The 26,490-nt window shown below is 71.3% G+C and carries 21 protein-coding genes; 9 read left to right on the forward strand and 12 right to left on the reverse strand.

All coding sequences use genetic code 11. The annotated features are described in order from the left end of the window. Positions 1-57: 57 nt before the first annotated feature. The 5 genes from AC0VYM_RS18550 to AC0VYM_RS18570 form a co-directional block, all read right to left on the reverse strand. Positions 58-1,155 carry an FKBP-type peptidyl-prolyl cis-trans isomerase gene (locus AC0VYM_RS18550; RefSeq protein WP_475453892.1) on the reverse strand — a complete coding sequence of 366 codons (1,098 nt, stop codon included), beginning with the start codon at positions 1,153-1,155 and terminating at the stop codon, positions 58-60. 211 nt (positions 1,156-1,366) lie between these two features. After that, positions 1,367-2,725: a Pup--protein ligase gene (pafA, locus tag AC0VYM_RS18555; RefSeq protein WP_475453894.1), complete on the reverse strand. Its 1,359-nt coding sequence runs from the start codon at positions 2,723-2,725 to the stop codon at positions 1,367-1,369. A gap of 108 nt (positions 2,726-2,833) precedes the next feature. Then, entirely contained in the window at positions 2,834-3,559 is a 726-nt protein-coding gene (gene prcA, locus AC0VYM_RS18560; protein WP_475453897.1) for a proteasome subunit alpha, read from the reverse strand. A gap of 55 nt (positions 3,560-3,614) precedes the next feature. After that, complete coding sequence (prcB, locus tag AC0VYM_RS18565; RefSeq protein ID WP_475453899.1) at positions 3,615-4,466, reverse strand: proteasome subunit beta; 852 nt, start codon at positions 4,464-4,466, stop codon at positions 3,615-3,617. 174 nt (positions 4,467-4,640) lie between these two features. Next, a complete protein-coding gene (locus AC0VYM_RS18570) occupies positions 4,641-4,841 on the reverse strand; it encodes a ubiquitin-like protein Pup (RefSeq protein ID WP_475453901.1) in 201 nt (66 codons plus the stop codon). 688 nt (positions 4,842-5,529) lie between these two features. Here AC0VYM_RS18570 and AC0VYM_RS18575 point away from each other — a divergent pair. Together AC0VYM_RS18575 and AC0VYM_RS18580 are read left to right on the forward strand one after the other, a co-directional pair. Further along, a complete protein-coding gene (locus AC0VYM_RS18575) occupies positions 5,530-6,681 on the forward strand; it encodes a S1 family peptidase (RefSeq protein WP_475453903.1) in 1,152 nt (383 codons plus the stop codon). Between the two features lie 560 nt (positions 6,682-7,241). Beyond that, entirely contained in the window at positions 7,242-8,390 is a 1,149-nt protein-coding gene (locus tag AC0VYM_RS18580) for a S1 family peptidase (RefSeq protein ID WP_475453905.1), read from the forward strand. A gap of 98 nt (positions 8,391-8,488) precedes the next feature. Here the strand turns inward: AC0VYM_RS18580 and AC0VYM_RS18585 are convergent, their stop codons facing one another. Then, complete coding sequence (locus AC0VYM_RS18585; protein WP_475453907.1) at positions 8,489-10,102, reverse strand: amidohydrolase; 1,614 nt, start codon at positions 10,100-10,102, stop codon at positions 8,489-8,491. A gap of 85 nt (positions 10,103-10,187) precedes the next feature. Beyond that, a complete protein-coding gene (locus tag AC0VYM_RS18590) occupies positions 10,188-11,483 on the reverse strand; it encodes an MFS transporter (protein WP_475453909.1) in 1,296 nt (431 codons plus the stop codon). A 168-nt stretch (positions 11,484-11,651) separates the two neighbouring features. Between AC0VYM_RS18590 and AC0VYM_RS18595 the strand changes: the two genes are divergently transcribed. Then, positions 11,652-13,157, forward strand: a complete 1,506-nt coding sequence (locus AC0VYM_RS18595; RefSeq protein WP_475453911.1) for a PucR family transcriptional regulator — start codon at positions 11,652-11,654, stop codon at positions 13,155-13,157. 70 nt (positions 13,158-13,227) lie between these two features. On the opposite strand, the gene dop is transcribed toward AC0VYM_RS18595, so the two are convergent. The 3 genes from dop to AC0VYM_RS18610 all read right to left on the reverse strand — a co-directional run bounded on the left by dop (position 13,228) and on the right by AC0VYM_RS18610 (position 18,043). Next, positions 13,228-14,751 (reverse strand): depupylase/deamidase Dop, encoded by a 1,524-nt coding sequence (dop, locus tag AC0VYM_RS18600; RefSeq protein ID WP_475453913.1) that lies wholly within the window; start codon positions 14,749-14,751, stop codon positions 13,228-13,230. 259 nt (positions 14,752-15,010) lie between these two features. Continuing rightward, complete coding sequence (arc, locus tag AC0VYM_RS18605) at positions 15,011-16,780, reverse strand: proteasome ATPase (protein WP_475453915.1); 1,770 nt, start codon at positions 16,778-16,780, stop codon at positions 15,011-15,013. 300 nt (positions 16,781-17,080) lie between these two features. Continuing rightward, the gene (locus AC0VYM_RS18610) at positions 17,081-18,043 is read right to left on the reverse strand and encodes a tRNA (adenine-N1)-methyltransferase (protein WP_475453917.1); all 963 of its coding nucleotides are present in this window, start codon (positions 18,041-18,043) and stop codon (positions 17,081-17,083) included. Between the two features lie 197 nt (positions 18,044-18,240). Between AC0VYM_RS18610 and ppgK the strand changes: the two genes are divergently transcribed. Next, on the forward strand, positions 18,241-18,996 hold the full coding sequence (gene ppgK, locus AC0VYM_RS18615; RefSeq protein ID WP_475453919.1) for a polyphosphate--glucose phosphotransferase: 756 nt from the start codon (positions 18,241-18,243) through the stop codon (positions 18,994-18,996). 281 nt (positions 18,997-19,277) lie between these two features. On the opposite strand, the gene AC0VYM_RS18620 is transcribed toward ppgK, so the two are convergent. Next, on the reverse strand, positions 19,278-19,688 hold the full coding sequence (locus AC0VYM_RS18620; protein WP_475453921.1) for a hypothetical protein: 411 nt from the start codon (positions 19,686-19,688) through the stop codon (positions 19,278-19,280). A gap of 226 nt (positions 19,689-19,914) precedes the next feature. Here AC0VYM_RS18620 and AC0VYM_RS18625 point away from each other — a divergent pair, with 226 nt between their 5' ends. Together AC0VYM_RS18625 and AC0VYM_RS18630 are read left to right on the forward strand one after the other, a co-directional pair. Then, on the forward strand, positions 19,915-21,270 hold the full coding sequence (locus tag AC0VYM_RS18625; RefSeq protein WP_475463109.1) for a helix-turn-helix domain-containing protein: 1,356 nt from the start codon (positions 19,915-19,917) through the stop codon (positions 21,268-21,270). Between the two features lie 32 nt (positions 21,271-21,302). Then, positions 21,303-21,776: a hypothetical protein gene (locus tag AC0VYM_RS18630; protein ID WP_475453923.1), complete on the forward strand. Its 474-nt coding sequence runs from the start codon at positions 21,303-21,305 to the stop codon at positions 21,774-21,776. Positions 21,777-21,810: 34 nt separating this feature from the next. On the opposite strand, the gene AC0VYM_RS18635 is transcribed toward AC0VYM_RS18630, so the two are convergent. Next, complete coding sequence (locus tag AC0VYM_RS18635) at positions 21,811-22,977, reverse strand: site-2 protease family protein (protein ID WP_475453925.1); 1,167 nt, start codon at positions 22,975-22,977, stop codon at positions 21,811-21,813. A gap of 120 nt (positions 22,978-23,097) precedes the next feature. Between AC0VYM_RS18635 and AC0VYM_RS18640 the strand changes: the two genes are divergently transcribed. The 3 genes from AC0VYM_RS18640 (at position 23,098) to AC0VYM_RS18650 (ending at position 26,434) form a co-directional block, all read left to right on the forward strand. Beyond that, on the forward strand, positions 23,098-23,901 hold the full coding sequence (locus tag AC0VYM_RS18640; RefSeq protein ID WP_475453927.1) for a RecB family exonuclease: 804 nt from the start codon (positions 23,098-23,100) through the stop codon (positions 23,899-23,901). Between the two features lie 117 nt (positions 23,902-24,018). After that, entirely contained in the window at positions 24,019-24,786 is a 768-nt protein-coding gene (locus AC0VYM_RS18645) for a response regulator (RefSeq protein ID WP_475453930.1), read from the forward strand. A 217-nt stretch (positions 24,787-25,003) separates the two neighbouring features. Beyond that, a complete protein-coding gene (locus AC0VYM_RS18650; RefSeq protein ID WP_475453932.1) occupies positions 25,004-26,434 on the forward strand; it encodes a threonine/serine exporter family protein in 1,431 nt (476 codons plus the stop codon). Positions 26,435-26,490: the final 56 nt, after the last annotated feature.

Consider the following 26,490-nt stretch of genomic DNA (forward strand, 5'->3'; position numbering starts at 1 on the left):
CCCCGCGGGCTCTGGGCTCGCGGGGGCGGCGGTGCGCGTTCGTTCGGAGGGAGGCGGCTACTCCTCGGTCTCCTCCGGGTCTTCGGCGACCTCGTCGCCCCCGGCGCCCTCCGCGCCCTCCGCGGGCTCCTCGGGCGGCGGCGGGTTGTCGTAGGCGCCCAGCACGTCGACCACGAACACCAGGGGACCGGCGGGAGCGCCCATGGCCTCCTCCTCGGTGTTCCCGTACGCCAGGTCACCGGGGACGACCAGCATGAGGCGGCTGCCGACCTTCTGGCCGACGATGCCCTCGTCCCAGCCCTTGATGACCGCACCGGCGCCGATGGTGGTGTCGAAGGGGACCCCGCCCTGGTTCCACGAGGAGTCGAAGACCTCGTGCTCGCCGTTCTCGTCGGCCTCCCAGCGCACGCCCGTGTACTGGACGATGACCTGCTGGCCCTCCTCGACCTCGGCGCCCTCGCCCTCGATGAGCGGGGTGACCTCGAGTTCGTCGGGGGCGTCGGAGTCGGGGACCTCGATCCGGGGCTGGCTGTGTCCCTCCTGCGTCACCGTCGGAAGGTCGCCGCCGCCGTCGTCGGTCTGCTCGCCGGGCACGACCGCGCCCTTGCTGAACCGGTCGACCATGTCGATCACGAGGACGCTGGCGCCCTCGGGGGCGGGCTGGCCCATGGACTCGGCCTGGGTCTTCTCCTCCTCGGTCAGCGGCGGGAAGACGTAGACCGCGCGGCTGCCGATGGGCTGGCTGACCAGCGTCTCGGTGATGTACTCGGGCATCTGGTCCATGCGGATCAGGTCCGGAGCGCCGTTCTCGTAGCTGGACTGCCCCTCGACCGGCTCGCCCTCTCCGGGAGCGGTCCACTGGTACTGCACGACGTTGGCGATGACCAGGTCGTCCGCGCCGACCAGGGCGTCCTCACCCGCGCCCTTGCTCACGACACCGGAGATCTCCTCGTCGGGAGGCTCGATGTCGGGGAAGGTGATCTCGGGCTCCTCGCCGACATCACCGGTGACCTGGGGCAACCGGGAGTCGAGCGTGTCGTCGTTCATGCTGAGGAAGGCGGGGGTGCGCCAGTCCTCCGGGAGCGATGAGCAGCTGGAGACCGCCAAGGCGATGGCGGTCAGTGGCACCGCGAGGGCGGCAGCACGTCGGTGCATGGGTCACAACCTCTGATTTCCGGCTCAGGACAGGGTCACACTACCGAACAGTCGGAGTGTGGCCAGCCCCTGGAGGCCTCCCGATCCGGTTTTCGGCCGAGGGGAAACCGGCCCGAGCGGTCTCCGAAAGCGAAGAGGCTGGTGGGAGCGCGGACGAGGGCCCCGGAGTGGCCGTCTTCGGCCGGTCCCCGGGGCCGTGCGAAAGCGCCGGTCACATCCCGGCGATCAGCTTCTCCACGCGTTCGTCGACCGACTTGAAGGGGTCCTTGCACAGCACGGTCCGCTGCGCCTGGTCGTTGAGCTTGAGGTGCACCCAGTCCACGGTGAAGTCGCGCCGCTGTTCCTGGGCCCGCCGGATGAACTCCCCGCGCAGCCGGGCCCGCGTGGTCTGCGGCGGCACCGACTTGGACTCGAAGATCTTCAGGTCCCCCACCACGCGGTCCATCTGGCCGCGCTTCTGCATCAAGTAGAACAGACCGCGGTCGCGGTGGATGTCGTGGTAGGTGAGGTCGAGCTGGGCCACCCGGGGGGAGGACAGCGTGAGGTCGTGCTTCTCCCGGTAGCGCTCCAGCAGCATGTACTTGGCCACCCAGTCGATCTCGCGCTGGACCGTCTCCAGGTTCTGGGTCTCCACCGCCTCCAGGGTGCGCTGCCAGAGGTCCAGGACGCGCTTACCCACCGCGTCGGTCCCGTGCCGGTCCACGTAGCCCTGCACCTTCTCCAGGTACTCGCGCTGGATCTCCAGGGCACTGGCCTCGCGGCCGTTGGCCAGGCGCACCTTGCGGCGGCCGGTCATGTCGTGGCTGACCTCGCGGATCGCCCTGATCGGGTTCTCCAAGGTGTAGTCGCGCATGACCACCCCGGCCTCGATCATCCGCAGCACGAGGTCGGTGGAGCCCAGCTTGAGCAGGGTGGTGGTCTCGCTCATGTTGGAGTCGCCCACGATCACGTGCAGGCGGCGGAACCGCTCGGCGTCCGCGTGGGGTTCGTCGCGGGTGTTGATGATGGGGCGGGAGCGGGTGGTCGCGGAGGAGACGCCCTCCCAGATGTGCTCGGCGCGCTGGCTGACGCAGAAGAGCGCCCCCCTGGGCGTCTGGAGCACCTTGCCCGCCCCGCAGATGATCTGCCGGGTGACCAGGAAGGGGATGAGCACGTCGGCCAGGCGGCCGAACTCCCCGTGGCGGCCGACGAGGTAGTTCTCGTGGCAGCCGTAGGAGTTGCCGGCGGAGTCGGTGTTGTTCTTGAAGAGGTAGATGTCCCCGGCGATGCCCTCCTCGTGGAGGCGCTGCTCGGCGTCGACCTGCAACCCCTCCAGGATGCGCTCACCGGCCTTGTCGTGGGCCACCAGGTCCACGAGGCTGTCGCACTCGGGGGTGGCGTACTCGGGGTGGCTGCCCACGTCCAGGTACAGGCGGGCCCCGTTGCGCAGGAACACGTTGCTGCTGCGCCCCCAGGAGACCACCCTCCGGAAGAGGTACCGGGCGACCTCGTCCGGCGACAGGCGGCGCTGCCCCCGGAAGGTGCACGTGACCCCGTACTCGTTCTCCAGCCCGAAGATCCGTCGTTCCACGCGGCCTCACCAACTTCCGTCACCGTGGCGTGGACGACGGGGCCGCGTCGTCCACACCAGCCCGGCCGGTGCGGCGCCCGGGTGGCGCCGCACCGTTGTGCTGTCAGATCACTCGTCGGCCTCGTCCCCGGCGGTGCCCCGCTTGCCCTCCTCGATGAGGGCGGTCAGGCGGTCGCCGTGGATGCGGCGGAACTTGCGGTGCTCCCTGGAGCGCTCCAGGACGGCGACCTCCAGGTTGCCGGCCTCCAGTTCGCGCTCCTCGCCGTTCTCGTGGGCGAGGGCGTGGGTGGCGGCGTTCAGCGCCGCGCTGAGCGGCGCGTCGGCGGCGAAGCGGTCCTTGAGCTGGCTCGAGACGTGCTCCGAGGAGCCGCCCACCGCGACGAAGCCCTGCTCGTCGACGATGGAGCCGTCGAAGGTGATGCGGTAGATCTCGTCCTCGGCAGCCGTGTCACCGACCTCGGCGACCACGATCTCGACCTCCCAGGGCTTGAGGCTCTCACTGAAGACGGTGCCCAGGGTCTGGGCGTAGATGTTGGCGAGCTGACGCCCGCTGACGTCGCGGCGGTCGAACTGGTACCCGCGTACGTCCGCGAAGCGCACGCCCATCAGGCGCAGGTTCTCGAACTCGGGGTAGCGGCCGACCGCGGCGAAGCCGATGCGGTCGTAGAGCTCACTGATCTTGTGCAGTGTGCGGGACATGTTGTCCGCCACCAGCAGGATTCCGCCCTCGTACTGTAGGACGACGGCGCTGCGGCCGCGCGCGATGCCCTTGCGCGCGTAGTCCGCCTTGTCCTTCATCTGCTGTTCGGGGGCGACGTAGAACGGCATCGACACCGCGGATCGTTCCTTACCTAGTCGGGAGAGGTCTGGTGTGGAGGCTCGGGTCGCCTCAGCTCAGGCGTGCCTTGGGGCCGTCGGGGTCGGCGGCGCGCCCTTCGACGACCTCGGTCGCCAGGCGGGCCACCTCGTCGGCTCCGATCCTGCGGTGCCCGTCCTCGGTGATGACGTCGACGAGGGGGAAGATCCTGCGGTGCAGGTCGGGGCCGCCGGTGGCGGAGTCGTCGTCGGCGGCGTCGTAGAGCGACTCCAGCGCGACCCTGATCGCCGTGGTCTCGTCCAGGTCGTCACGGTAGAGCTTCTTGATGGAGCCCTTGGCGTAGACCGAGCCGGAGCCGACCGAGTAGTAGCGCTGTTCCTCGTAGCGGCCGCCCACGGCGTCGTAGCTGAACACCCGGCCCTGTCGGGTGTTCTCGTCGAACCCGACCAGCAGGGGGACGACGACGAAGCCCTGCATGGCCATGCCGAGGTTGCCGCGCACCATCTGGGCGAGCTTGTTCGCCTTGCCCTCCAGGGAGAGGGAGCGCCCCTCCAGCTTCTCGTAGTGTTCGAGCTCCACCTGGTAGAGCTTGGCGAGCTCGATGCCGATCCCGGCGGATCCGGCGATGGCCACCGCGGAGAACTCGTCCGTCCGGTAGAGCTTGTCCATGTCGCGGTTGGCGATGACGTTGCCCTGGGTGGCCCGCCGGTCCCCGGCGAGCAGGACGCCGCCGGGGAAGGTCAGCGCGACGATGGTCGTCGCGTCCGGGGTGAGGTGCTCCGCCGTGCCGGAGCCGCCCGCCGAGCCCACGTGGTGGCCGGGCAGCAGCTCGGGCTTGACCTCCCGAAGAAACTCGGTGAAGGACGAGGTCCCCGCACTCATGAATGCGGCCGACATCCGTCCGCCCTCGAAACCTTCGAACACGCGACTCCCTCCGCTCGCGCCCCACCCCGTCTCGGGGGCGGGTGGGGCGCCTGTCGTCCCTCTGTCTGTCGTTCCCTTACGGGCCGGGGGTGGTACCGGCCGGTGGGACCGACCCTAGTCCCGTACGCCCCGGGGGCCGGTGACGGCCGGGTGCGCTGTCAGCGAACCCGTCGGTCACTGACCGCCCTTCTGCACGAACTGGCGCACGAAGTCCTCGGCGTTGCTCTCCAGCACGTCGTCGATCTCGTCCAGGATGTCGTCGACGTCCTCGTCCAGCTGTTCGTCGCGCTCCCGGGCCTCGGGTGCCGCCTCGGTCTCCTCGACCTCCTCTTCACGCCGCGAGGAGTGCTTCTGGCCGCCGTTGTCATTCGCCATCTGTCGTTACCTCCCGTTCGGGGCCCTCGCCCTTATCTTGGCCCAACGGTCCCCGCCTCAACCGTCTTCCACAGGCCCGATACTCGCTAGTTACCTCGGATCGTCCCGCCGGGCCGCACGCGGCGCGGGCACGAGCTCCGGCTCCGCCCCGGGCGTGTCCTCCCCGGAGGGCGGCCGCGCGGCTCCGCTCCCCTTCGTGACACTACGTCGCGGCACTCCCCCGCACCCTTTGGGCGCCATGCGCACACTCGTTCTCTGATCGAACTTGATCTTCACCCTCCGCGACGTTCTGACCATGCCGTGTACGTCTACGTAGCCCCACCCTCACCGTTGGCACGCGGTTCCAGTGTCCGCATCCGGCCACACAACACCCCTTGCCCTACTGGCGAGTTTGTGATCCGCGTACAGCCAGTCACCAAAACGGGAGGTCAGGCGCCTCGCGACCCAGAGTGACGCCCCTTCTCGAACCCGGTGATCGGATGATCCTCTCGTCACCTGAGTGAATTATCCATTTCATGGGCTTTCGCTGCCCAAGCTGTTCACTTATGGTTTGGATTCGTTTACCGACTGTCTCGGTGAACGAACGAGTTCCCCGGTTCGGCCGGAAACTCACGCGGGGACCGGGTCTCCCCCTCAGGAGAGCCGCGCCCCCGAACCCCCGTCCATTCCCCAAGGAGAGTAGGGATCAATGCGACCCTCCCCCGTCATCTCCGCGATCGGCACGGGAGCGCTGGCCTTCGGGCTCGCGCTCTCGGTCGCTCCCGGCGCCTCCGCCGTGACCGCCCCCGCCGAGCCCTCGCCCCAGGGCGAGGCGACCACCATGCAGGAAGCGCTTGAGAGGGACTTCGGCCTCACCCCGTTCGAGGCCGACGACCTGCTCGAAGCCCAGAAGGAGGCCCTCGGGATCGAGACGGCGGCGGCCGAGGCCGCCGGCGACGCCTACGCGGGCTCCGTGTTCGACACCGACACCCTGGAACTGACCGTCCTGCTCACGGACGGCGGCCCGGCGTCGGACGTCGAGGCCGCCGGCGCCGAGACCTCGGTGGTCTCCCACGGCACCGACGGCCTGGCGGCGATCATGGACGAGCTCGACGCGGTCGGCGCCCAGCCGGGTGTCGTCGGCTGGTACCCCGACCTCGCCAGCGACACGGTGGTCGTCGAGGCCACCGACGCGTCCGACGCCCAGGGCTTCATCGAGGCCGCTGGCGTGGACTCCTCCGCCGTCCAGGTGGAGGAGACCGACGAGTCGCCCGAGCTGTACGCCGACATCGTCGGCGGCGACGCCTACTACATGGGCGGCGGACGCTGCTCGGTGGGCTTCGCGGCCACCGACAGCGCGGGCAACGACGGATTCGTGACGGCCGGCCACTGCGGCACCGTCGGCACCTCCGCCGACAGCGAGGACGGCAGCGGCTCCGGGGTGTTCGAGGAGTCGATCTTCCCGGGCAACGACGCCGCCTTCGTCCGGTCCACGTCCAACTGGACCGTCACCAACCTGGTCAACATGTACAGCTCCGGCGGCACCCAGTCCGTCGGCGGCTCCACCCAGGCCCCGGTCGGCGCGGCCGTGTGCCGCTCCGGTTCCACCACGGGCTGGCACTGCGGCACCATCGAGGCCCGAGGCCAGTCGGTGAGCTACCCGGAGGGCACCGTCAACGACATGACCCGGACCAACGTGTGCGCCGAGCCCGGCGACTCCGGCGGTTCGTTCATCTCCGACGACCAGGCCCAGGGCATGACCTCGGGCGGCTCCGGCAACTGCACCTCCGGTGGTACGACGTACTACCAGGAGGTCGGCCCGGCGCTGAGCACCTGGAACCTCAGCCTCGTCACGAGCTAGGGCCGTTCGGGGACCGTGTGGTTCCCGCGCGACCGCGCCCCCGTCCGCCGTTCGGCGGGCGGGGGCGTTCGCTGTGTCACCGCTCGCACCCCTACACCCTCCGATGGGCGCTCACACCCGGTCGCCGTTCCGCTCCACGACCCGTGTGCCACACATCGAACAGAGGGACGCACTGCGCACATCCAGGGGGACGCTGGCGAAGCCGTGACCACTGGTGTTACACCTGTGTGTCCGCCCGGACACGTTTGGTACGCGGTACCGGTGTCCGCATGTGGCCAGAATGCCCCCCTTGTGACAGGGGAACGGATTCGGTCGGTAGCGCACCGACTCCGACAACCGCAAGGTGGCCGCTCGCGTCGCCACGTTCTGCGACCGCCATGCGACCCATCATCGGGTGACCCCACCGAGCCCTGAATGCTGCACCGTTCTGGCGGTCTTTCCCTCACCAAAACGTGCACCTATGGTTAGGCGTTGTTTACCGAATGTCTCGGTGAACGACAGGGGCCGAAGGAATTCGGCTCCGATCCCCCGTTGATCCCCCCAGGAGAGTAGGGACCCCCATGCGACCCTCCCCCGTTGTCTCCGCCATAGGTACGGGAGCCCTGGCCTTCGGCCTGGTGCTGTCCGGCACCCCGGGCGCCCTCGCGGCCACCGGTGCGCTTCCCCAGTCACCCACCCCGGAGGCCGACGCGGTCTCCATGCAGGAAGCGCTCCAGCGCGACCTCGACCTGACCCCGTCCGAGGCCGACGAGCTGCTGGCCGCCCAGGACACCGCCTTCGAGGTCGACGAGGCCGCGGCCGAGGCCGCCGGGGACGCCTACGGCGGCTCCGTCTTCGACACCGAGAGCCTGGAACTGACCGTCCTGGTCACCGACGCCGCCGCGGTCGAGGCCGTGGAGGCCACCGGCGCCGGGACCGAACTGGTCTCCTACGGCATCGACGGCCTCGACGAGATCGTCCAGGAGCTCAACGCCGCCGACGCCGTTCCCGGCGTGGTCGGCTGGTACCCGGACGTCGCGGGTGACACCGTCGTCCTGGAGGTCCTGGAGGGTTCCGGAGCCGACGTCAGCGGTCTGCTCGCGGACGCCGGTGTGGACGCCTCGGCCGTCGAGGTGACCACCAGTGCGCAGCCCGAGCTCTACGCCGACATCATCGGTGGCCTGGCCTACACCATGGGCGGCCGCTGTTCGGTCGGCTTCGCGGCCACCAACGCCGCCGGTCAGCCCGGGTTCGTCACCGCCGGCCACTGCGGCCGCGTGGGCACCCAGGTGACCATCGGCAACGGCCGGGGCGTCTTCGAGCAGTCCGTCTTCCCGGGCAACGACGCCGCCTTCGTTCGCGGTACCTCCAACTTCACGCTGACCAACCTGGTCAGCCGCTACAACACCGGCGGGTACGCCACCGTCGCCGGTCACAACCAGGCGCCCATCGGCTCCTCCGTCTGCCGCTCCGGCTCCACCACCGGTTGGCACTGCGGCACCATCCAGGCCCGCGGCCAGTCGGTGAGCTACCCCGAGGGCACCGTCACCAACATGACCCGGACCACCGTGTGCGCCGAGCCCGGCGACTCCGGCGGCTCCTACATCTCCGGCACCCAGGCCCAGGGCGTGACCTCCGGCGGTTCCGGCAACTGCCGCACCGGCGGGACCACCTTCTACCAGGAGGTCACCCCCATGGTGAACTCCTGGGGCGTCCGTCTGAGGACCTGACCCCGGTGGTCACCGGCGGGTCTCCGGCCCGCTGACCACAGGCACCAGGCGTCCCCGTCCGCGTCCAGCGGGCGGGGACGCTCGCGTCCGCGCCCGGCTCAGGCGGCCCGGTGGACGACCTCGCCGTCCAGCACGGTCAGCCAGGCGTTCACCTCGCGCAGCCGGTCCTGCGGCAGGGACTCCACGTCGGCGTCGAGGACGACCAGGTCGGCCAGGTAGCCCGGGCGCAGCGCCCCCAGACGGTCCTCGACTCCCAGCGCGTGCGCGGCGTCCAGGGTGTGGGCGCGCAGCGCCTCGTGCAGGGTGACGCCCTGCTCCCGCCCGATGTCGGCCCCCTCCCGGGTGGTGCGGCACACGGCGTTGGCCACGGTGTCCATCGGGCGCAGGCTGGAGACGAAGGAGTCGCTGGACAGCACCGGGCGCAGCCCCAGGTCGATCTCCTCACGCATCGGCTGGAGCCGGTGCGCGCGGTCCCCCAGGCGACGCAGGAAGTCGCCGCCGCTGTCGTACAGGAAGTTGGGCTGGTTGACCGGGATGACCCCGTACTCGGTGAAGCGCTTGGCCTGCTCCACCGTCGGGTAGCCGCAGTGTTCGATCCGGGGGCGCGGGTCGGGTCCCGACACCCGGGCCGCCGAGGCGATGGCGTCCAGCGTGTGCTCCATCGCGGCGTCGCCCTGGGTGTGGATCGCGACCTGCCACCCCTCCTGGGCCGCCCGCGTCACCAGGTCCACCAGCTGGTCGGGGTGGTGGTAGAGGCTGCCGGGGAACTGACCCCGCTCGCCGTAGGGCACGCTGAACTTCGCGGTGCCGCCCAGGAGGGTGCCGTCCGAGTAGAACTTCATCCCGGTCAGGCGCAGCCAGTCGTCACCGAACGGGCTCGCGAGGCCCGCCTGCGTCAGGGAGTCGAGCTGGTGCGAGAGCGGCATGCCGAAGGTGCGCAGGGGCAGGGTGCCCGCGGCGCGCGCCGCCCGGTACACCCGCAGCTCGCGGGCGGAGACCTGCGGGTCGCACACCGTGGTCACGCCCGCCGACAGGTACGGCGCGGCCGCGTCGGACAGCCAGCCGAGCAGGTGCTCGGTGGGCAGCGCGGTGTGGAAGTTGGGGCCGTGGCAGCCGATGTCCACGGCCAGCGGCAGCAGGAGTTCCATCGCCGCGTCCGTGACCATCCCGGTCAGCCGCCCGCCCTCGTCGCGGACGAAGGAGCCCCCGGCCGGGTCGGGCACGTCCTCACCGATCCCGCTCCAGGCCAGCGCGGCGGAGTTGACCACGGCCTGGTGGCCGGAGACGTGGTAGACGATCACCGGGTGCTCGGTCGTCGCCTCGTCCAGGTGGCGGCGGGTGGGCCGACCGCCCGGGTACTTGGCGTCGTCCATGGAGAAGGCACGGATCCACTGGCCCGACGGGGTGCGCTCGGCCTCGGCCGCGATCGCGGCGACCAGGTCGGCGGCGCTGCCCACCCGGGGGTAGCGCGCGTCCACCGCAGCCAGGGACTCGGCGGTGGAGAGCAGGTGGTTGTGCGGGTCGATGAAACCGGGCAGGACGGTGCGGCCGCCCGCGTCCACCTCCACGGCTCCGGGTCCGGCGGCGGCACGGGCCGCCTCGACGCCGCCCACCAGACGGACCCGGCCCTCACGGACGGCGACGGCGGGCGCGGTGGGGTTGGTGTCGTCCATCGTCAGGACGCGGGCGTTGTGGATGAGCAGACCGGTCACGGGTGGGTCCTCCTCGGGAGTGGGTGGTACCGCCGCCACGCGGGGCGGCGGTACCGGAGCGGTGTCGGAGCGGGGGGGCGCCGGGTCAGGCGGAGGTGATCAGTTCGGAGTCCCGGTAGCGGGGCGCGCGGGACAGGCAGACCACGCTCAGCAGCACCATGCCGACCAGGAGCCCGACCACGGACAGGATGCTGCCGGTGGCGGCGAACAGGGCGGTGCAGGCCAGCGGCGCCAGGCCGCCGAAGATCGCGCCCGCCGTCTGGTAGGCGATGGAGATGCTGGTGTAGCGGGCCTGGGGCGGGTACATCTGGGCGAGCACCCGGGCGATGGGGCCGTAGACGGTGGCCATGGCGACGCGCATCACGCAGAGCATGAGGACGATGAGCAGGGTGCTGCCGGTCTCCAGGATCAGGAACTGCGGCAGGGCCAGCACGCCCACACCCACCAGGCCGATGGTGACGACCCGGACGGTTCCGTAGCGGTCGCCCAGCCAGGACACCCCGAGGGTGACCACCAGCTCCACGAAGGCCGCGATGGTCAGACCGGTGAGGATGACCTGTTCGCTGATCCCGACCTCGGTGACCCCGTAGGCCTGGAGGAACGTGGTGACGATGTAGTAGCCGCCCACGGCCACCGGCAGCACCCCCACGCCCAGCAGGAGGGTGCGCCAGGAGGTGCGCAGGGCGTAGCCGAGCGGGAGCCCCCGGGGCTGGTCGTCCTGCACGGCGTCGAAGACCGGGGACTCCTCCACCTTGAAGCGGATGACCATGCCGACGGCCACGAGCAGGACCGAGGCCAGGAACGGCAGGCGCCATCCCCAGTCGTAGAGGATCTCGGTGTCCCAGGCGGCGATCAGACCGAAGGAACCCGTCGCCAGCAGCGCCCCGGCCGGGTTGCCGAGCTGGGCGAAGGCACCGTAGAAGGTCTTGCGGTTCTCCGGGGCGTGCTCCACGGCCATGAGCACCGCGCCGCCCCACTCGCCTCCGACGGCGATGCCCTGAACGAAGCGGAGCACCACCAGCAGCAGCGGGGCGACGAACCCGACCTGCTCGTAGGTGGGCAGCAGGCCCACGCTGAACGTGGCCACGCCCATCATGAGCAGGGTGATGACCAGCGCCGACTTACGGCCGAGCCGGTCGCCGTAGTGGCCGAACAGCAGGCCGCCGAGCGGGCGGGCGAAGAAGCCCACCGAGAAGGTGGCGAAGGAGGCCATCAGCCCCACCATGGGGTCGATGTCGGCCGGGAAGAACAGGGTCGCGAAGACCAGGCTCGCCGCGGTGGCGTAGATGTAGAAGTCGAACCACTCGATGGTGGTGCCGACGAAGGCCGCCACAGCCGCACGTGCGGGGTGCGGTGACGTGGGGGCGGTCCGCTCTGACATGGGAACTCCGATGGCGCGTGGCGTGGTCGTCGGCGACCACGACCGATGTGATCCGGCGTGTTGTTGTGACCGTAGACACTCCACCGCCACCGGCGACGGGATGGTCCGCACAGGTTGTACCGTGACAAATGTGCAGGTCGCACAGCCGGAGCACGGCGGGAGGGGCCCGTGAGCATCACCGTCCGCGACATCACCGCGTCACCGCACCTGGAGGTCAGCGCCTCCGCCGGGTTCGCCGGGCTGGACCGCGTGGTCCGCTGGGCGCACGTGACCGAGCTGCCCGACCCGGTGCGCTGGCTGCGCGGCGGCGAACTCGTGCTGACCGCCGGCCTCGGACTGGGCGGCGACGCGGCGGGGCACCGGGCCTACGTACGGCGGCTCCACGGGGCGGGGTGCGCGGGCCTGGCGTTCGCCATCGACATCTGGCTGAACGAGATCCCGCCCGAGGTCCTGGACGAGGGCGACCGGCTGGGCTTCCCCGTCCTGCGGGTCGAGGGCGAGACGTCGTTCGTCGCCGTCGTGGAGACCGTCGCCGACCACTACGCGGCGGAGCGCTCCCGTGAACAGGGCCGGGTGCTGGCCGCCCAGGACGCGATGGCGCGCGCCGCCCTGCGTTCGGGGCCGACCGGGGTGATGCGCGAACTGGTGTCGGCCACCTCCGGGGAGTGCCTGCTGCTCGACCGCAACGCGATGACGAGCCAGGCGGTTCCCGAGCTCGAACCGGGCTGGCACTCCCAGGTGCGCGCCGAGGTGCTGGGCGCCGCGCCCACTCCGGGTATGCGGGTGCTGGCCGACGACGGGGCGTCGATCCTCCTACAGACCCTGGGCACGACCGGACGCACCCTCGGCTGGGTGGCACTGCGCTGCGCGGAGCCCTCCCCCAACGTCCGGGTGCTCGCCAACCACGCCGCGTCCCTGCTGGCCGTGCACCTGCTGCACTCGCGGGACGCGCGCCGGGCGATGTTCCGGGAGCGCGCGCCGCTGTTGCGCGCCGCCGCACTGGGCCAGGCGGTGGGGGTGCCGTTGACCCTGCCGCCCCCGCCCTGGGAGGTCGTCTGCTTCCGGTCTCCCGCCCCGGGCGCACTGGACGACGCCGCCGACGCCCTGGTCGACGTACTGGGCGACACGGAGGCGGCCGGGTCGAGCGGGCTCTGCCGTCTGGGTGAGGAGCTGGTGGCGGTTCTGCCCGACACGGGCCGTCCCTACGCGGGCGAGCGGCTGCTCGCCCTGCTCGACGGGGTGTCGGCGGCGGGGGCCTGCCGGGCGCGCGGCCCGGGTGAACTCGCGTCGGCGGTGGCCCGGGCGCGCGGCGCCGTCTCCACCCAGGGGTACCGGCACGTGGACGAGGCCGACGCCTGGGCGCTGCTGCGGTCGTCGGTGCCCGAGAGCGGGTCACGGGCGTTCACCGAGGCCGTACTGGGGTCCGTCGTGGAACACGACGCGCGCAACGGCACCGAACTGGCGCACACCCTGCGCCACTACCTGGACAGCAGCGCGCACGTGGAGGAGACGGCGCGGGAGCTGGGGGTGCACCGCAACACGCTGCGGGCCCGGCTGCGCACGGCCGAACGGGTGCTCGGCCGCGACCTGGCCGACTCACGGACCCGTCTGGAACTCTGGACGGCGCTGAGCCTACGGCCGATGCGCTGCGCGGACGGCACCTGGCACGACTGACGCCCGCTCCCCGGAGCGGACGGCCGGGCCGGTTCCCCGGGTGCCGGAGGGACACCCGGGGAACCGCTGGTCAGCTCCTCCGGTTGCCCGCCAGGACCGCTAGCAGGTCGGCGGCGGTGGCGGAGGCCTCCAGGAGACCGCCCACGTGCTCCTTCGTGCCCCGGCGCGGCTCCAGGGTGGGCACGCGCTGGAGGGAGTCGTAGCCGGGCACGTCGAAGATGACCGAGTCCCAGGAGGCCGCGGCGACCTCGTCGGCGTACTTGGCCAGGCACCGGCCCCGGAAGTAGGCGCGGGTGTCCTCCGGCGGCTCGGTGACGGCGCGGGCCACCGCCGCCTCGTCCACCAGGCGCCGCATCCGTCCGCGCGCGGCCAGGCGGTTGTAGATGCCCTTGTCCTCGCGCACGTCGGAGTACTGGAGGTCCACCAGTTGCAGCCGGGGGTGGGACCACTCCAGCCCGTCCCGGGACCGGTAGCCCTCCAGGACCTTGAGCTTGGCGACCCAGTCCAGTTCGGTGGCCAGGTCCATCGGATCGACGGCCAACCGGGACAGGACCGACTCCCAGCGGTCGAGGACGTCGGCGGTGTCGGGGTCCACGTCGGTGCCGAAGCGGTCCTCCACGTACTTGCGCGCCTGGTCCAGGTACTCGCCCTGGAGCTCCAGGGCGGTCATCCGGCGCCCGTCCCGCAGCCGGACCCGGTGGGTCAGCCCCGGGTCGTGGGAGACCTCCCGCAGGTCGGCCACCGGGGTCTCCAGGGACAGGTCCGCGCTGAGGAAGCCGTCCTCGATCATCGACAGCACCAGCGCGGTGGTCCCCAACTTGAGGTAGGTGGAGATCTCGCTCATGTTGGCGTCACCGATGATGACGTGCAGGCGCCGGTACTGGTCCGGATCGGCGTGCGGTTCGTCCCGCGTGTTGATGATGGGACGCTTCAGGGTGGTCTCCAGCCCCACCTCGACCTCGAAGAAGTCCGCCCGCTGGGAGATCTGGAAGCCGCTGCTCTGGCCGTCCGACCCGATGCCGACCTTGCCCGCCCCGCAGATCACCTGCCGTGAGACGAAGAACGGGATGAGGTGCCGGACGATGTCCCCGAAGGGCGTCGACCGGTTCATCAGGTAGTTCTCGTGGCACCCGTACGAGGCGCCCTTGTTGTCGGTGTTGTTCTTGTACAGCTGGATCGGTTCGATGCCCGGGGTGGCACCGGCGCGGGCGGCCGCGTCGGCCATCACCCGCTCCCCCGCCTTGTCCCACAGCACCGCGTCACGGGGGTTGGTGACCTCCGGCGCCGAGTACTCGGGGTGCGCGTGGTCCACGTACAACCGCGCGCCGTTGGTGAGGATGACGTTGGCCAGGCCCAGGTCCTCGTCGGTCAGCTGGGTGGGGTCGGCGACCTCGCGCGCCAGGTCGAACCCGCGGGCGTCGCGCAGCGGGTTCTCCTCCTCGAAGTCCCAGCGTGCCCTCCTGGCCCGTGCCGCCGAGGCGGCCAGGTAGGCGTTGACCACCTGGGTGGAGGTGACCATCGCGTTGGCTCCGGGGTTTCCCGGCACGGAGATCCCGTATTCGGTCTCGATACCCATAATCCGCCGCACACTCATGATGAGAGGTTATCCGCCACGGACCTGTCTTGAACGCTTCCGCGCCAATTGTGGCCTAAGCGCCGTCTTCCCGGGCGTTTCCACCGGGCTTCCATGGGCGTGTCGTCCCAGTTCAGGGCGGTTCGACCTGGATTCTCAGAAAAGCAAACCGGATCCGGTCCGGGAGTTCCCGACTCCGACCCCATTGTGGCTCGGCAATCCCGTACCAACGGCGGAGCGGGACCCGCGAATCGCACGCGGGCCCCGCTCCGGAGTATTCCTACAGGTACTGGCCGGTGTTGGCGACGGTGTCGATGGACCGACCGGAGTCGGCCCCCTTCTTCCCGGTCACGAGCGTCCGGATGTAGACGATGCGCTCGCCCTTCTTGCCCGAGATCCGCGCCCAGTCGTCCGGGTTGGTGGTGTTGGGCAGGTCCTCGTTCTCACTGAACTCGTCGACGCAGGCCTGGAGCAGGTGGGAGACCCGCAGGCCCTTGGACTGCTGGTCGATGAAGTCCTTGATGGCCATCTTCTTGGCCCGCGAGACGATGTTCTCGATCATCGCGCCGGAGTTGAAGTCCTTGAAGTACAGGACCTCCTTGTCACCGTTGGCGTAGGTGACCTCCAGGAAGCGGTTCTCCTCGCCCTCGGTGTACATCCGCTCCACGACCCGCTGGATCATGGCGTCCACCGTGGCCCTGGCCGACCCGCCGTGTTCGACCAGGTCGTCCTCGTGCAGCGGCAGGTCCTCGGTGACGTACTTGCCGAAGATGTCCCGCGCGCCCTCGGCGTCGGGCCGCTCGACCTTGATCTTGACGTCCAGGCGGCCCGGCCGCAGGATCGCCGGGTCGATCATGTCCTCACGGTTGGAGGCGCCGATCACGATGACGTTCTCCAGCCCCTCCACGCCGTCGATCTCGCTGAGCATCTGCGGGACGATGGTGTTCTCCACGTCGGAGGAGACACCGGAGCCGCGGACGCGGAAGATCGAGTCCATCTCGTCGAAGAAGACGATGACGGGGGTTCCCTCGGAGGCCTTCTCCCGAGCGCGCTGGAAGACCAGGCGGATGTGCCGCTCGGTCTCACCCACGTACTTGTTGAGCAGCTCCGGGCCCTTGATGTTGAGGAAGAAGCTCTTGCCGACGTCCTTGCCGGTGCGCTCCGCGACCCGCTTGGCCAGCGAGTTGGCGACCGCCTTGGCGATCAGCGTCTTGCCGCAGCCGGGCGGGCCGTAGAGCAGCACGCCCTTGGGCGGGGTGAGCTGGTGCTCGCGGAAGAGGTCCTTGTGGAGGAAGGGCAGCTCGACCGCGTCGCGGATCATCTCGATCTGCCCGGTCAGGCCGCCGATGTCGGTGTAGGAGATGTCGGGGACCTCCTCGAGGATGAGCTCCTCCACCTCCGACTTGGGGATCCGCTCGTACACGTACCCGGAACGGGGCTCCAGCAGGAGGGAGTCGCCCGGCCGGATCGGCTCGTCCCGCAGCGGCTCCGCCAGGCGGACGATCTTCTCGTCGTCGTGGTGCGAGATGACCAGCGCGCGCTCGCCGTCCTCAAGGAGCTCCTTGAGCATGACGACCTCGCCGACGGTCTCGAACGACTCCACCTCGACGACGTTGAACGCCTCGTTGAGCATGACCTCCTGGCCCGGACGCAGGTGGTCCAGGTCCACGGAGGGACTGACGTTGACCCGCATCTTGCGGCCGTTGGTGAAGATCTCGACGGTGTCGTCCTCGCGAGAGCCGAGGTAGACGCCGAAGCCCGAGGGCGGCTGAGAGAGCCGGTCGACCTCCTCCTTGAGCGCGACGATCTGTTCGCGCGCCTCCTTCAACGTGGAGACGAGCCGTTCGTTCTGCCCGTTGGCGCCCGCGAGGCTGGCCTGGGCCTCCCGCAGCCGCTCCTCGAGCAGACGCACATGTCGGGGTGAGTCGGCGAGTTTGCGCCGGACCACGCTGAGTTCCTTCTCCATGTAGGCCACCTGGGCCGTGAGCTCAGCGACTTCACGGTCCCGATCGCCCTGACGCTCGTCCTCGCGTTCGGCCACGTCCGCCACCTCCCTGTAGGAACTACTCGGGAACCTACCTACCCATGCCCATTTCCTAACCTGTAACCCCGCACGAGTGTCGTGCACCTCATTATGGGATCTTGCGTAAGACCAGGTCACGGTGGTAGCGAAGGGCCCGACGTAATGAGAAAGTAACCTCCGTGGCGGGGCTGGGGCAAGCACCTTCCCGACAGCGCGACACCCGCGTGCCGCCGGGCGCGGCCCTTTCCGGTCGCCCTCGAACACGCGGAAGGGGCCCGTCCGGATCGTCTCCGGAGGGCCCCTTCACGGTCGGGCGCGGCGCGGGTGCTACTCGCCGCCCTCGGTCACCTTCGCGGGCTCGGTGTCGGCCGTCGCGGCGGACGCGGGAGCGGCCGCCTTCGCACCGGCGTCGGCCGCCGCCTTGGCGGCCTCGTAGTCCTTGCTGTAGGCGCCCTTGGCCGGGCGGCGACGGCGCTCGGGGGCCTCCACACCGTCGGCCAGTCGCCGCGCGACCACGAGGAAGCCCGTGTGGCCGATCATCCGGTGGTCCGGACGCACCGCCAGGCCCTCGACGTGCCAGGTGCGCAGCATGGTCTCCCAGGAGCGCGGCTCGTAGAAGCGGTCGTCCCCGCGCAGCTCCTCCACCACGCGCGAGAGCTGGGTGGTCGTGGCCACGTAGCAGCACACCAGCCCGCCGGGGATCAGCGCCCCGGCGACCGCGTCCAGGCACTCCCAGGGGGCGAGCATGTCGAGGAAGACCCGGTCCACGTCGGTCTCGTCGAGCTCCTCGACCAGGTCGCCCACGGTGAGCTTCCAGGCCGGGTGCGGACCCCCGTAGAAGTTCTCGACGTTCTTGCGGGCGATCTTCGCGAAGTCCTCGCGGCGCTCGTAGGAGTGGACCATGCCCTGCTCCCCGACCGCGCGCAGCAGCCAGTTGGACATGGCGCCGGAACCGGCGCCGGCCTCCACCACCCGGGCACCCGGGAAGATGTCGGCCTCGACCATGACCTGGGCCGCGTCCTTGGGGTACACGATGGTCGCGCCGCGCTTCATGGAGAGCGTGTAGTCGATGAGCAGGGGGCGCAGCGCCACGTAGGCCGTGCCGGTGTTGGAGCGCACCACGCTGCCGTCGGGCTCACCGATGAGGTCGTCGTGCTCGACCTTGCCCTTGTGCGAGTGGAAGGTCCCGCCCTCGCGCAGTGTGATGGTGTGCATGCGACCCTTCGGGTCGGTCAACTGCACGGTGTCGCCGTCGGTGAAGGGGCCGCGGCGGCCATGGATACCGGTCAACGTCGCTCTCGTCTTCCCACGTCGCGTTTGGTCAGGGCAGTCGCCCAGCGTATCGGCCTCCGGGCACCGCGACGAACCGTCGGGCCCGCCGGCCGGGACCGGGCGGGCGTGCGAAAGGCCCGCCCGTTGGGCAGTATCAGGCGTGTGGACCAGCACCACGCCCATCCGGAACACGAGGACCTCGGGAGACACGACCCATGTCACAGCAGACCACGGGCCTGGGAATCGACATCGGTGGCAGCGGGATCAAGGGCGCACCGGTCGACCTGGGCTCGGGTGAGTTCCTGCGGGACCGCCTGAAGATCCACACCCCCGACCCGGCGAAGCCGGCCGCCGTCGCCGAGATCGTGGCCGAGATCGCCGCGCACTTCCCCGAGACCGAGGGCCTTCCCCTGGGCGTCACCTTCCCCGGGGTGGTCCAGGGCGGGATCGTGCGTACCTCCGCGAACCTGGACAAGAGCTGGGTGGACACCGACGCCAGCGCCCTGTTCTCCGAGGCCGCGGGCCGACCGGTGCGGGTGCTCAACGACGCCGACGCCGCCGCCCTGGCGGAGAACCGCTACGGCGCGGCCCGGAACGTGGACGGCACCGTCCTGCTCACCACCCTGGGTACGGGGATCGGCACCGCGCTGGTCGTGGACGGCCGACTGGTCCCCAACACCGAGTTCGGCCACCTGGAGATCGACGGCCACGACGCCGAGTCGCGCGCCTCCTCGGGCGCCAAGGAACGCGAGGGTCTCTCCTACCACGACTGGGCCAGGCACCGGCTCCAGCGCTACTACCGCACCATCGAGGACCTGGTGTGGCCGGACCTGATCGTGGTCGGCGGCGGAGTGAGCCGCAAGGCCGACAAGTTCCTCCACCACCTGCACATCCGCACGCCGATCGTGCCCGCCGAGCTGCGCAACACGGCCGGGATCGTCGGCGCGGCCCTGTCCGCCGCGGAGGTCTAGGGGTCCTCCGCGGCGGACCGTCGGGGGGTGAGGGGCCCCGGTCCCGGGGCAGGGCCGGGGCCCCTCGGGGGTGGACACCGCGACCCTCGTCGGGACCACCGGTCAGAAGGAGTGACCGGCGGGGGCGGTACCGCTTCGGGTGCCGAACGGGTCTGGGGCCCGCGCAGAGGGAGACTGGGGCGCGGGCACACCCCAGACACCGTTCCGACACCCGGGACCGTGCGCGCGCACAGCCCGCTCTGGGGTCCGGACGAGGCTGCGGCCGCATCCGGACGCGTCCGTCAGCCGCCCTCCGCCGAGGTGGTCAGGGCGCCGACGATCCTGCGTGCCGCGTCGGAGGTGCGGTCGACCGGGGTGAGCGGGACCCCGTGCAGCCCCGAGGGGAGTCCGTCCTGGCGGGGCCAGCGCATCCACCACCAGAGGTCGCCCCGGTGGGGGCGCAGGAGGGCGCGCTGCGGGCGGGCGGCCGGGCCGGCGTCCACCACGCCGGACACCCCGTCCTCACGCGCCTCGACCCCGCGCGCACGGAGTTCGGCGGCCATGCCCCGCAGAGCGAGGGTGGCCAGGTCCACCCGGCACACGGCCTCGGCGGGGGCCTGGGCGCCGAACACGCCCATGGGCGGGGTGCCACGATGCTCGCGTCCACTCCCGGCCAGGCTCGGACTCCCCGCCGGTGGTGTCTCAACGGTCACGCGGCCTCCCTGCATTCCTCACGGGCCCGGCGCGACACGTCGTACGCCGGACCAACGACCACACCAACTCTGCACCACTCTGAGCAGGGACGGGCACCCGTATGCGGATCACGCATCACACTTTCTTTTTCACACATAGCCACCAAGCGCTCACGGAATCCCTAACCTAAGCTGCATGCCCCAACGAGACGGTGAACTGCCCCAGGACCTGTGGACCCGCCCGCGGATGGCCGCAGCCCTGGCCACCTGCGACATGCCGACGGTCATCGAGGGCGTGCGCTCGGCCCGCGGGTGGTCCCAGGGGGAACTGGCCCAGGCGCTGACCTATTCACAGAGCTGGGTCTCCCGGGTCGTCAACGGGCAGCAGTCCCTCACCGTCAGTCAGGTCCACGACCTCGCCCGGCGGTTGGACATCCCGCTCCACCTGCTGCGGTTCGGCGGCGCGGGGAGTACGGAGGGCCCGGGCGCGGAGCGGGGGTCCGGCGTGCTGGACGGCACGCGGGAACCGGACGACGTGGGGACGCGGGGGCTGGGCCGGGGCGCGCGTGAGGAGCTCGCCGGTGCGGGTCGCAACCCCTCCAGACGCCGGGACCCCGGGCGGAGCGTCACCACCGGCCCCTCCGCCCTCGCGGGCGTGCGCCCCGCGGACGGGTACGAGGGATACCACGGCATCAACGAGACCACCGCCCCCGCGCTGCGCTCCATCACCGGCGGCCAGCGCCGCATGGACGCCACCTCCCCGGCGCGCCACCTGCTGCCCGGGGCCGTCGCGCACGTGCACCTGGCCGAACAGATGCTCGGGAACGCGCGCGGGACCACCTTCCACACGGAGCTCAGCGCGGCCGCGAGCGAGGCCTCCGGCTTCGCCGCGTGGCTCAGCGCCGACCTCGGGGACATGGGGTCGGCGCGCATGCACTACCGCACCGCCGTGGTCCGGGCCCGCCAGGCCGGGATGCGTCTCCTGGACGTCTACATGCTCGGCTCCCTGGCCGCCTTCGAGATCGACGTCGCGGAGGACCCCGAACTGGGCCTCGGGCTGGTCCAGGAGGCCGAGCACGTGCTCGGCCCCGCCGCCCACCCCACCGCGCGCGCCTGGCTCGCCTGTATCGGCGCGCTCGCCCACGCCGGACTGGGCGACCGCGTCTCCGCCGCCCGCTCCATCCGGCGCGCCGAGCGCGAGGTGGACAGCCCGGACAACGCCCAGCCGCCCTGGCCGTGGGTGTTCGCCTTCGACCAGGCCAAGGTCGCCGGATACCGCGCCCTGGTGGGGGTCCGGCTGCGCAGCCCGCACGACGCCCGGGCCGCCTTCGCGGAGGCCGTCGCCCCGGCCCCGCGCAACGTCAAGCAGTCGGCGCTGCTCAAGGTGGAGCTGGCCTCCGCCCACGCGGAGGCCGGTGACGTGGACGAGGCCTTCCGGCTCGCCCAGGAGGCCCTGACCACCGGCGTGCGCTTCGACTCCGAGCGCGTGGTGGGCCGGGTCCGTTCCTTCCGCAGGCGCTACCAGGGCCCCCGCGCGCACTGCGTCGAGGACCTCGACGACAGGCTTTCCTCACTGGTTACCGGTATCCCCCTGAGTGGGTAGAAGGTCGGGGAGCCGAGCAGCAGGGAGGTCATGTGATTCGCATCGGGATCACCGGACACCGCAACCTGGCCCCTGACGTGAGCGGCGCCGTCGCCGGTCTGGTCAGGGCTCACCTGGAACCGTACGGATGCGAGATGGTGGGCCTGTCCTGTCTCGCGGACGGCGCCGACGTCGTCTTCGCCGAGGCCGTGGTGGCCACCGGTGCCCCGCTGGAGGCCATCGTCCCCGCGACCGGTTACCGGGAGGCGCTCCCGGACGAGCACCACCCGGTGTACGACCGCCTCCTGGGACAGGCCGTCCTGGTCCACACGCTGCCGCACGAAGAGTCCGACCCCCGCGCCCACATGGCGGCGGGACGCCTCCTCGTCGAGCGGTGCGACCAGCTGGTCGCGGTCTGGGACGGGGAACCCGCCCGGGGCCCCGGCGGTACCGCCGACGTGGTGGCCTACGCGCACCGGGTGGAGCGCCCCGTCACGGTCCTGTGGCCCGAGGGTGCCCGCCGCTGAACCCGTGCCGGGTCCGCGCTGGCGGCGCTCCCGACTAACGGCCTCCGGCCCGTCCGGTGATCACGGCGTTGACGTCCGAGGCCCGCAGCACTCCCAGGATCGAGCCGTCGGCCTCCAGGACCAGGTACTCGGGCAGCGGCTGCCGGGTGAGCTCCGTCAACAGCTCCTCGCCCTCCAGGTCGGCGGAGACGGTCGAGTGCTCCGTCAGCGCCCGCGCCACGTCCGACACCGGGACCCAGGCCCGGCGCGCGTCGGTGATCGCCTCGGCCGCCGCCGGGTGCACCACGGACATCGGCGTTCCGGCGCTGTCGGTGACCACGACCGCCTCCGCACCGGCCTCCCGGGCGCGGACGTCGGCCTGGGCCAACGGGAGGTCGGCCGGGACGGCCACGGCGCGGCGGGTCAGCGCGCGCGCCCTCAACCCCGGCACCCGGGCCCGGACGCGCGCGTTGTTGAGCGCCTCCGTGGCCCCCATCCACATGAAACCGGCCAGGACCAGGCCCCACACGATCGCCCACGGTCCCGGGGTGCTCCCCGCGCTCCACGCGAACAGGAACGGCAGCGCCACGACGACGAGGGCGAGGACCCGGCCGCCCCAGGCGGCCACGACGCTGCCCGTGTGGGGGCGGCCCGTTATCTTCCACACCCCGGCGCGCAGCAGGCGACCGCCGTCCAGCGGAAGCCCCGGCAGCAGGTTGAACACACCCACGAGGAGGTTCGCGATCCACAGCTGGAAGAGCAGTTCCCCGGGCACGCTGAAGGGGTCCGTGAAGAGCGCGAGCACGAACGCGACCGCCGCCAGCACGAGTGACAGCAGCGGTCCGGAGAAGGCGATCCAGAACTCACGGCCCGGTGTGGGCGCCTCCCGGTCGATCTCCGAGACCCCGCCCAGCACGTAGAGGACGATGCGGCGCACCGGCAGTCCGTACCAGCGGGCCACGAGCGAGTGCGCCAGTTCGTGCACGAGCACCGAGGCGTAGAGCAGGACCGCGAAGACGAAGGCCAGCAGGTAGGCGGAGGGGCCCAGGGCCAGGCGCGCCTGGACGATCCCTCCGTAGACGAGGGTGATCAGGACGGCGACGATCCACCACGACGAGGTGACGTAGACCGGGACCCCGAAGGGGCGGCCCAGCAGTAACCCGGGCTTCTTCCGTTCAGTGTCGTCGGGACGGGGTCGGGACTGGTCACTGCCTCTGCTCACGGCTCCACACTAGGCCCTGTTCCGCCGGGGTCCCCGGCAGGTGGGAGCTGAGCCCTCCCGGTCGGTTCACGGTGGCTCCGCCCGCTCCCGGCGGGTGCGCTCCTCTCATAGGCTCGGTGTATGACCACCGCGCCGCTTCCGACCGCCCTCTCGCCCTCCCGGGCCTCGGACTTCCTCCAGTGCCCGCTGCTGTTCCGGTTCCGTACCATCGACCGCCTCCCCGAGGCGCCCAGCGCCGCCGCCCTGCGGGGCACCCTGGTACACGCCTGTCTGGAGCGCCTGTACGAGCTGCCCTCCGACGCCCGCACGCCGCGCACGGCGGAGAGCCTGGTCGAGCCGCAGTGGGCCCGGATCCGGGACGGCAAACCCGAGGTCGCGGAACACCTCTTCCCCGGCGAGGAGGGGCTCGCCGACTGGTTGGACTCGGCCCGGGCCCTGGTCAGGCGCTACTTCGACCTGGAGGACCCCGAGCGCCTGGAGCCGCGCGAGCGTGAGATGCGCCTGGAGGTCGCGCTCCCCACCGGCCTGAGGTTGCGCGGCTACGTGGACCGGCTCGACGTGGCTCCCAACGGGCGGATGCGCGTGGTCGACTACAAGACCGGCAAGTCGCCGCACCCCCGGTTCGAGGACAAGGCCAAGTTCCAGATCTTCTTCTACGCGGTGATGATCTGGCGCGACCTGGGCGTGGTTCCCGCCCGTCTCCAGCTCGTCTACCTGGGCGACGGTTCGGTGCGCTGGTACGACCCCACGGAGGAGGAGCTCCTGGCGGCGGAGGCGGAGATCGGTGACATCTGGGCGCGGATCGAGGCGGCCGGGCGCGCGGGGACCTGGGAGCCCAGGCGCAGCAAGCTGTGCGGCTGGTGCGAGCACCAGGCCCTGTGCCCGGAGTTCGGCGGCACCCCGCCGCCGCTGCCGACCGCCTGAGGCGCTCCGCCGACGACCCCGGACGCGGGTAGATCGGTGGTGTAGGTCTCCCGCACACGGGTAGTGTGACGCAACTCCGACCCAGATCACGGGTGGGTCACGGCGTTTACGGCCCCGATGACCGCCGACTTGGGGGAGAATCGGGCCGTGTCCGACTCCGTATCCGTCTCCGTCCTGCTCGCCGACGACCAACCGCTCGTCCGCGCCGGCTTCCGCATGATCCTGGAGTCGTCCCCCCACCTGTCCGTCGTCGGTGAGGCCTCGGACGGCCGCGAGGCCGTGCGCTCGGCCCGGAGCCTGCTCCCCGACGTCGTCCTCATGGACGTCCGCATGCCCGGCGTGGACGGCATCGAGGCCACCCGGCGGATCGTCGAGTGGGCCCGCCCGCTCGGCCACCGGGTGCACGTCCTCGCCCTGACCACGTTCGACCTCGACGAGTACGTCGTCGGGGTGCTGCGCGCGGGCGCCTCCGGTTTCCTCCTCAAGGACGCGCCTCCCGCCGAACTCGTCTCGGCGGTCGAGGTGGTCGCCCGGGGCGCCTCCGTGGTCTCCCCCACCGTCCTGCACCGCCTCCTGGACCGCTTCGCGCCCCTCCTGCCGAGCCACGAGCCCGAACCCGAACCCGAGCGGGACTCCCTCACCGCCCGCGAACGCGAGGTGTTCCGACTCATCGCGCGGGGGTGGTCCAACGGGGAGATCGCCGCGCACCTGGTGGTCGGGGAGACCACCGTCAAGTCCCATGTGGGAAGCATCCTCACCAAGCTCGGCCTGCGCGACCGCGTGCAGGCCGTCGTGCACGCGTACGAGAGCGGCCTGGTCCGCCCCGGACAGCACACGGAACAGGACGGGGCACGCGACCCGCGTGCCCCGGGTCCTCCGTCCTGAACACCGTCACCGAGCCCCGCGAGCGCCCGAGACCCGGCGCGTCGCCCACCATGACGAAGCACGCCCCTTGACAGGATGATCCGGTGACCGAACTCACCGCCGCCGCCGCGGCCGGAGGGCGAACCGCGCACACGGGCGCGGCGTCCCCCTTGGGGTTGCCGAGGCAGTACGCAGATCATCTGGGGTGCGGGCGACGGGGAGGAAACGGAGTACAGCCATGCCAAGCAAGCGGGATCGCTCGGGGCCGCCGAGCGAGGAGTTCATGCTCAGCCGGATGCGCGACTGGCGCGCCGAGCACGAACGCGAGCTGACCCCGGACAGCCTGGAGGACGGCGAGGACGTCAGCCTCCCTGACGCCCGGGTGATCAACCTCGTCCTGCGTGTGGGCGAACTGATGCTGGCCAGCGGGGAGGGCACCGAGGCGGTCAGCGAGGCCATGCTGAGCCTGTCGGTCGCCTTCGACCTGCCCCGCTCGGAGGTGTCGGTCACCTTCACCACGATCTCCCTGTCCACCCACCCCGGCGGCGACAGCCACCCGGTCACCGGGGAACGGGTGGTGCGTCGACGTACCCTCGACTACTTCCGCGTCAACGAGTTGCACACACTGGTCCAGCAGGCGGCGCTCGGGCTGCTGGAGCTGGAGGACGCCAGCGCCCGCCTGGAGCAGATCCGCCGGGCCCGGATGCCCTACCCCAACTGGCTGATCGCGGTGGGCTTCGGCCTGATCGCCTCCAGCGCGAGCCTGATGGTGGGTGGTGGCCTGATCGTGGCCACCGTCGCCTTCCTCGCCACGGTGCTGGGCGACCGCACCTCGGTGTTCCTGGCCAACCGGGGGGTCGCGGAGTTCTACCAGATGTCGGCGGCGGCCGTGGTGGCCTCCTCCATCGGCGTGGGTCTGCTGTGGGTGAGCACCGAGCTGGACCTGGGCCTCCAGGCGGGCGCGATCATCACCGGTAACATCATGGCCCTGCTGCCGGGCCGTCCGCTGGTCTCCAGCCTCCAGGACGGGATCAGCGGCAGTTACGTGTCGGCGGCCGCGCGGCTGCTGGAGACCTTCTTCATCCTGGGCGCGATCGTGGCGGGTGTGGTCTCGGTGGCCTACACCGCCACCCGTCTGGGCATCGACCTGGACCTGGAGAACCTGCCCTCGGCGGGGACCGCCATGGACGCGCCGGTCCTGATCGGCGCGGCCGGTATCGCCATGGCCTTCGCGATCTCCCTGGCGGTGCCCCCGCGCATGCTGCCCACGATCGGCGCCCTGGGCGTGATGATCTGGCTGATCTACGCGGGTCTGCGCCTGCTCCTGGAGGTGCCGCCGGTGGTCGGGACGATCGTGGGCGCGATGGCGGTGGGCGTGGTCGGGCACTGGCTGGCCCGGCGCACGCAGCGGCCGGTGCTGCCCTACCTGATCCCCTCCATCGCGCCGCTGCTGCCCGGAAGCATCCTGTACCGGGGTCTGATCGAGATCACGCAGGGAACGGCCGTCTCGGGGCTGCTGAGCATCGCTGAGGCGGTCATGGTGGCGCTGGCGCTGGGCGCCGGGGTCAACCTCGGCGGTGAGCTGGTGCGGGCGTTCCAGCGCGGCGGTCTGGCGGGGGCGGGGATGCGCGGCCGTCCCGCGGCGCGCCGCACCAGAGGCGGTTACTGAGCGGGGCCGCACCGGCCCTCGGCGGCCGGTGCGGCCGACCCGGACGGGAAAAGGGG

Source organism: Nocardiopsis sp. iso_237 (assembly GCF_056173345.1).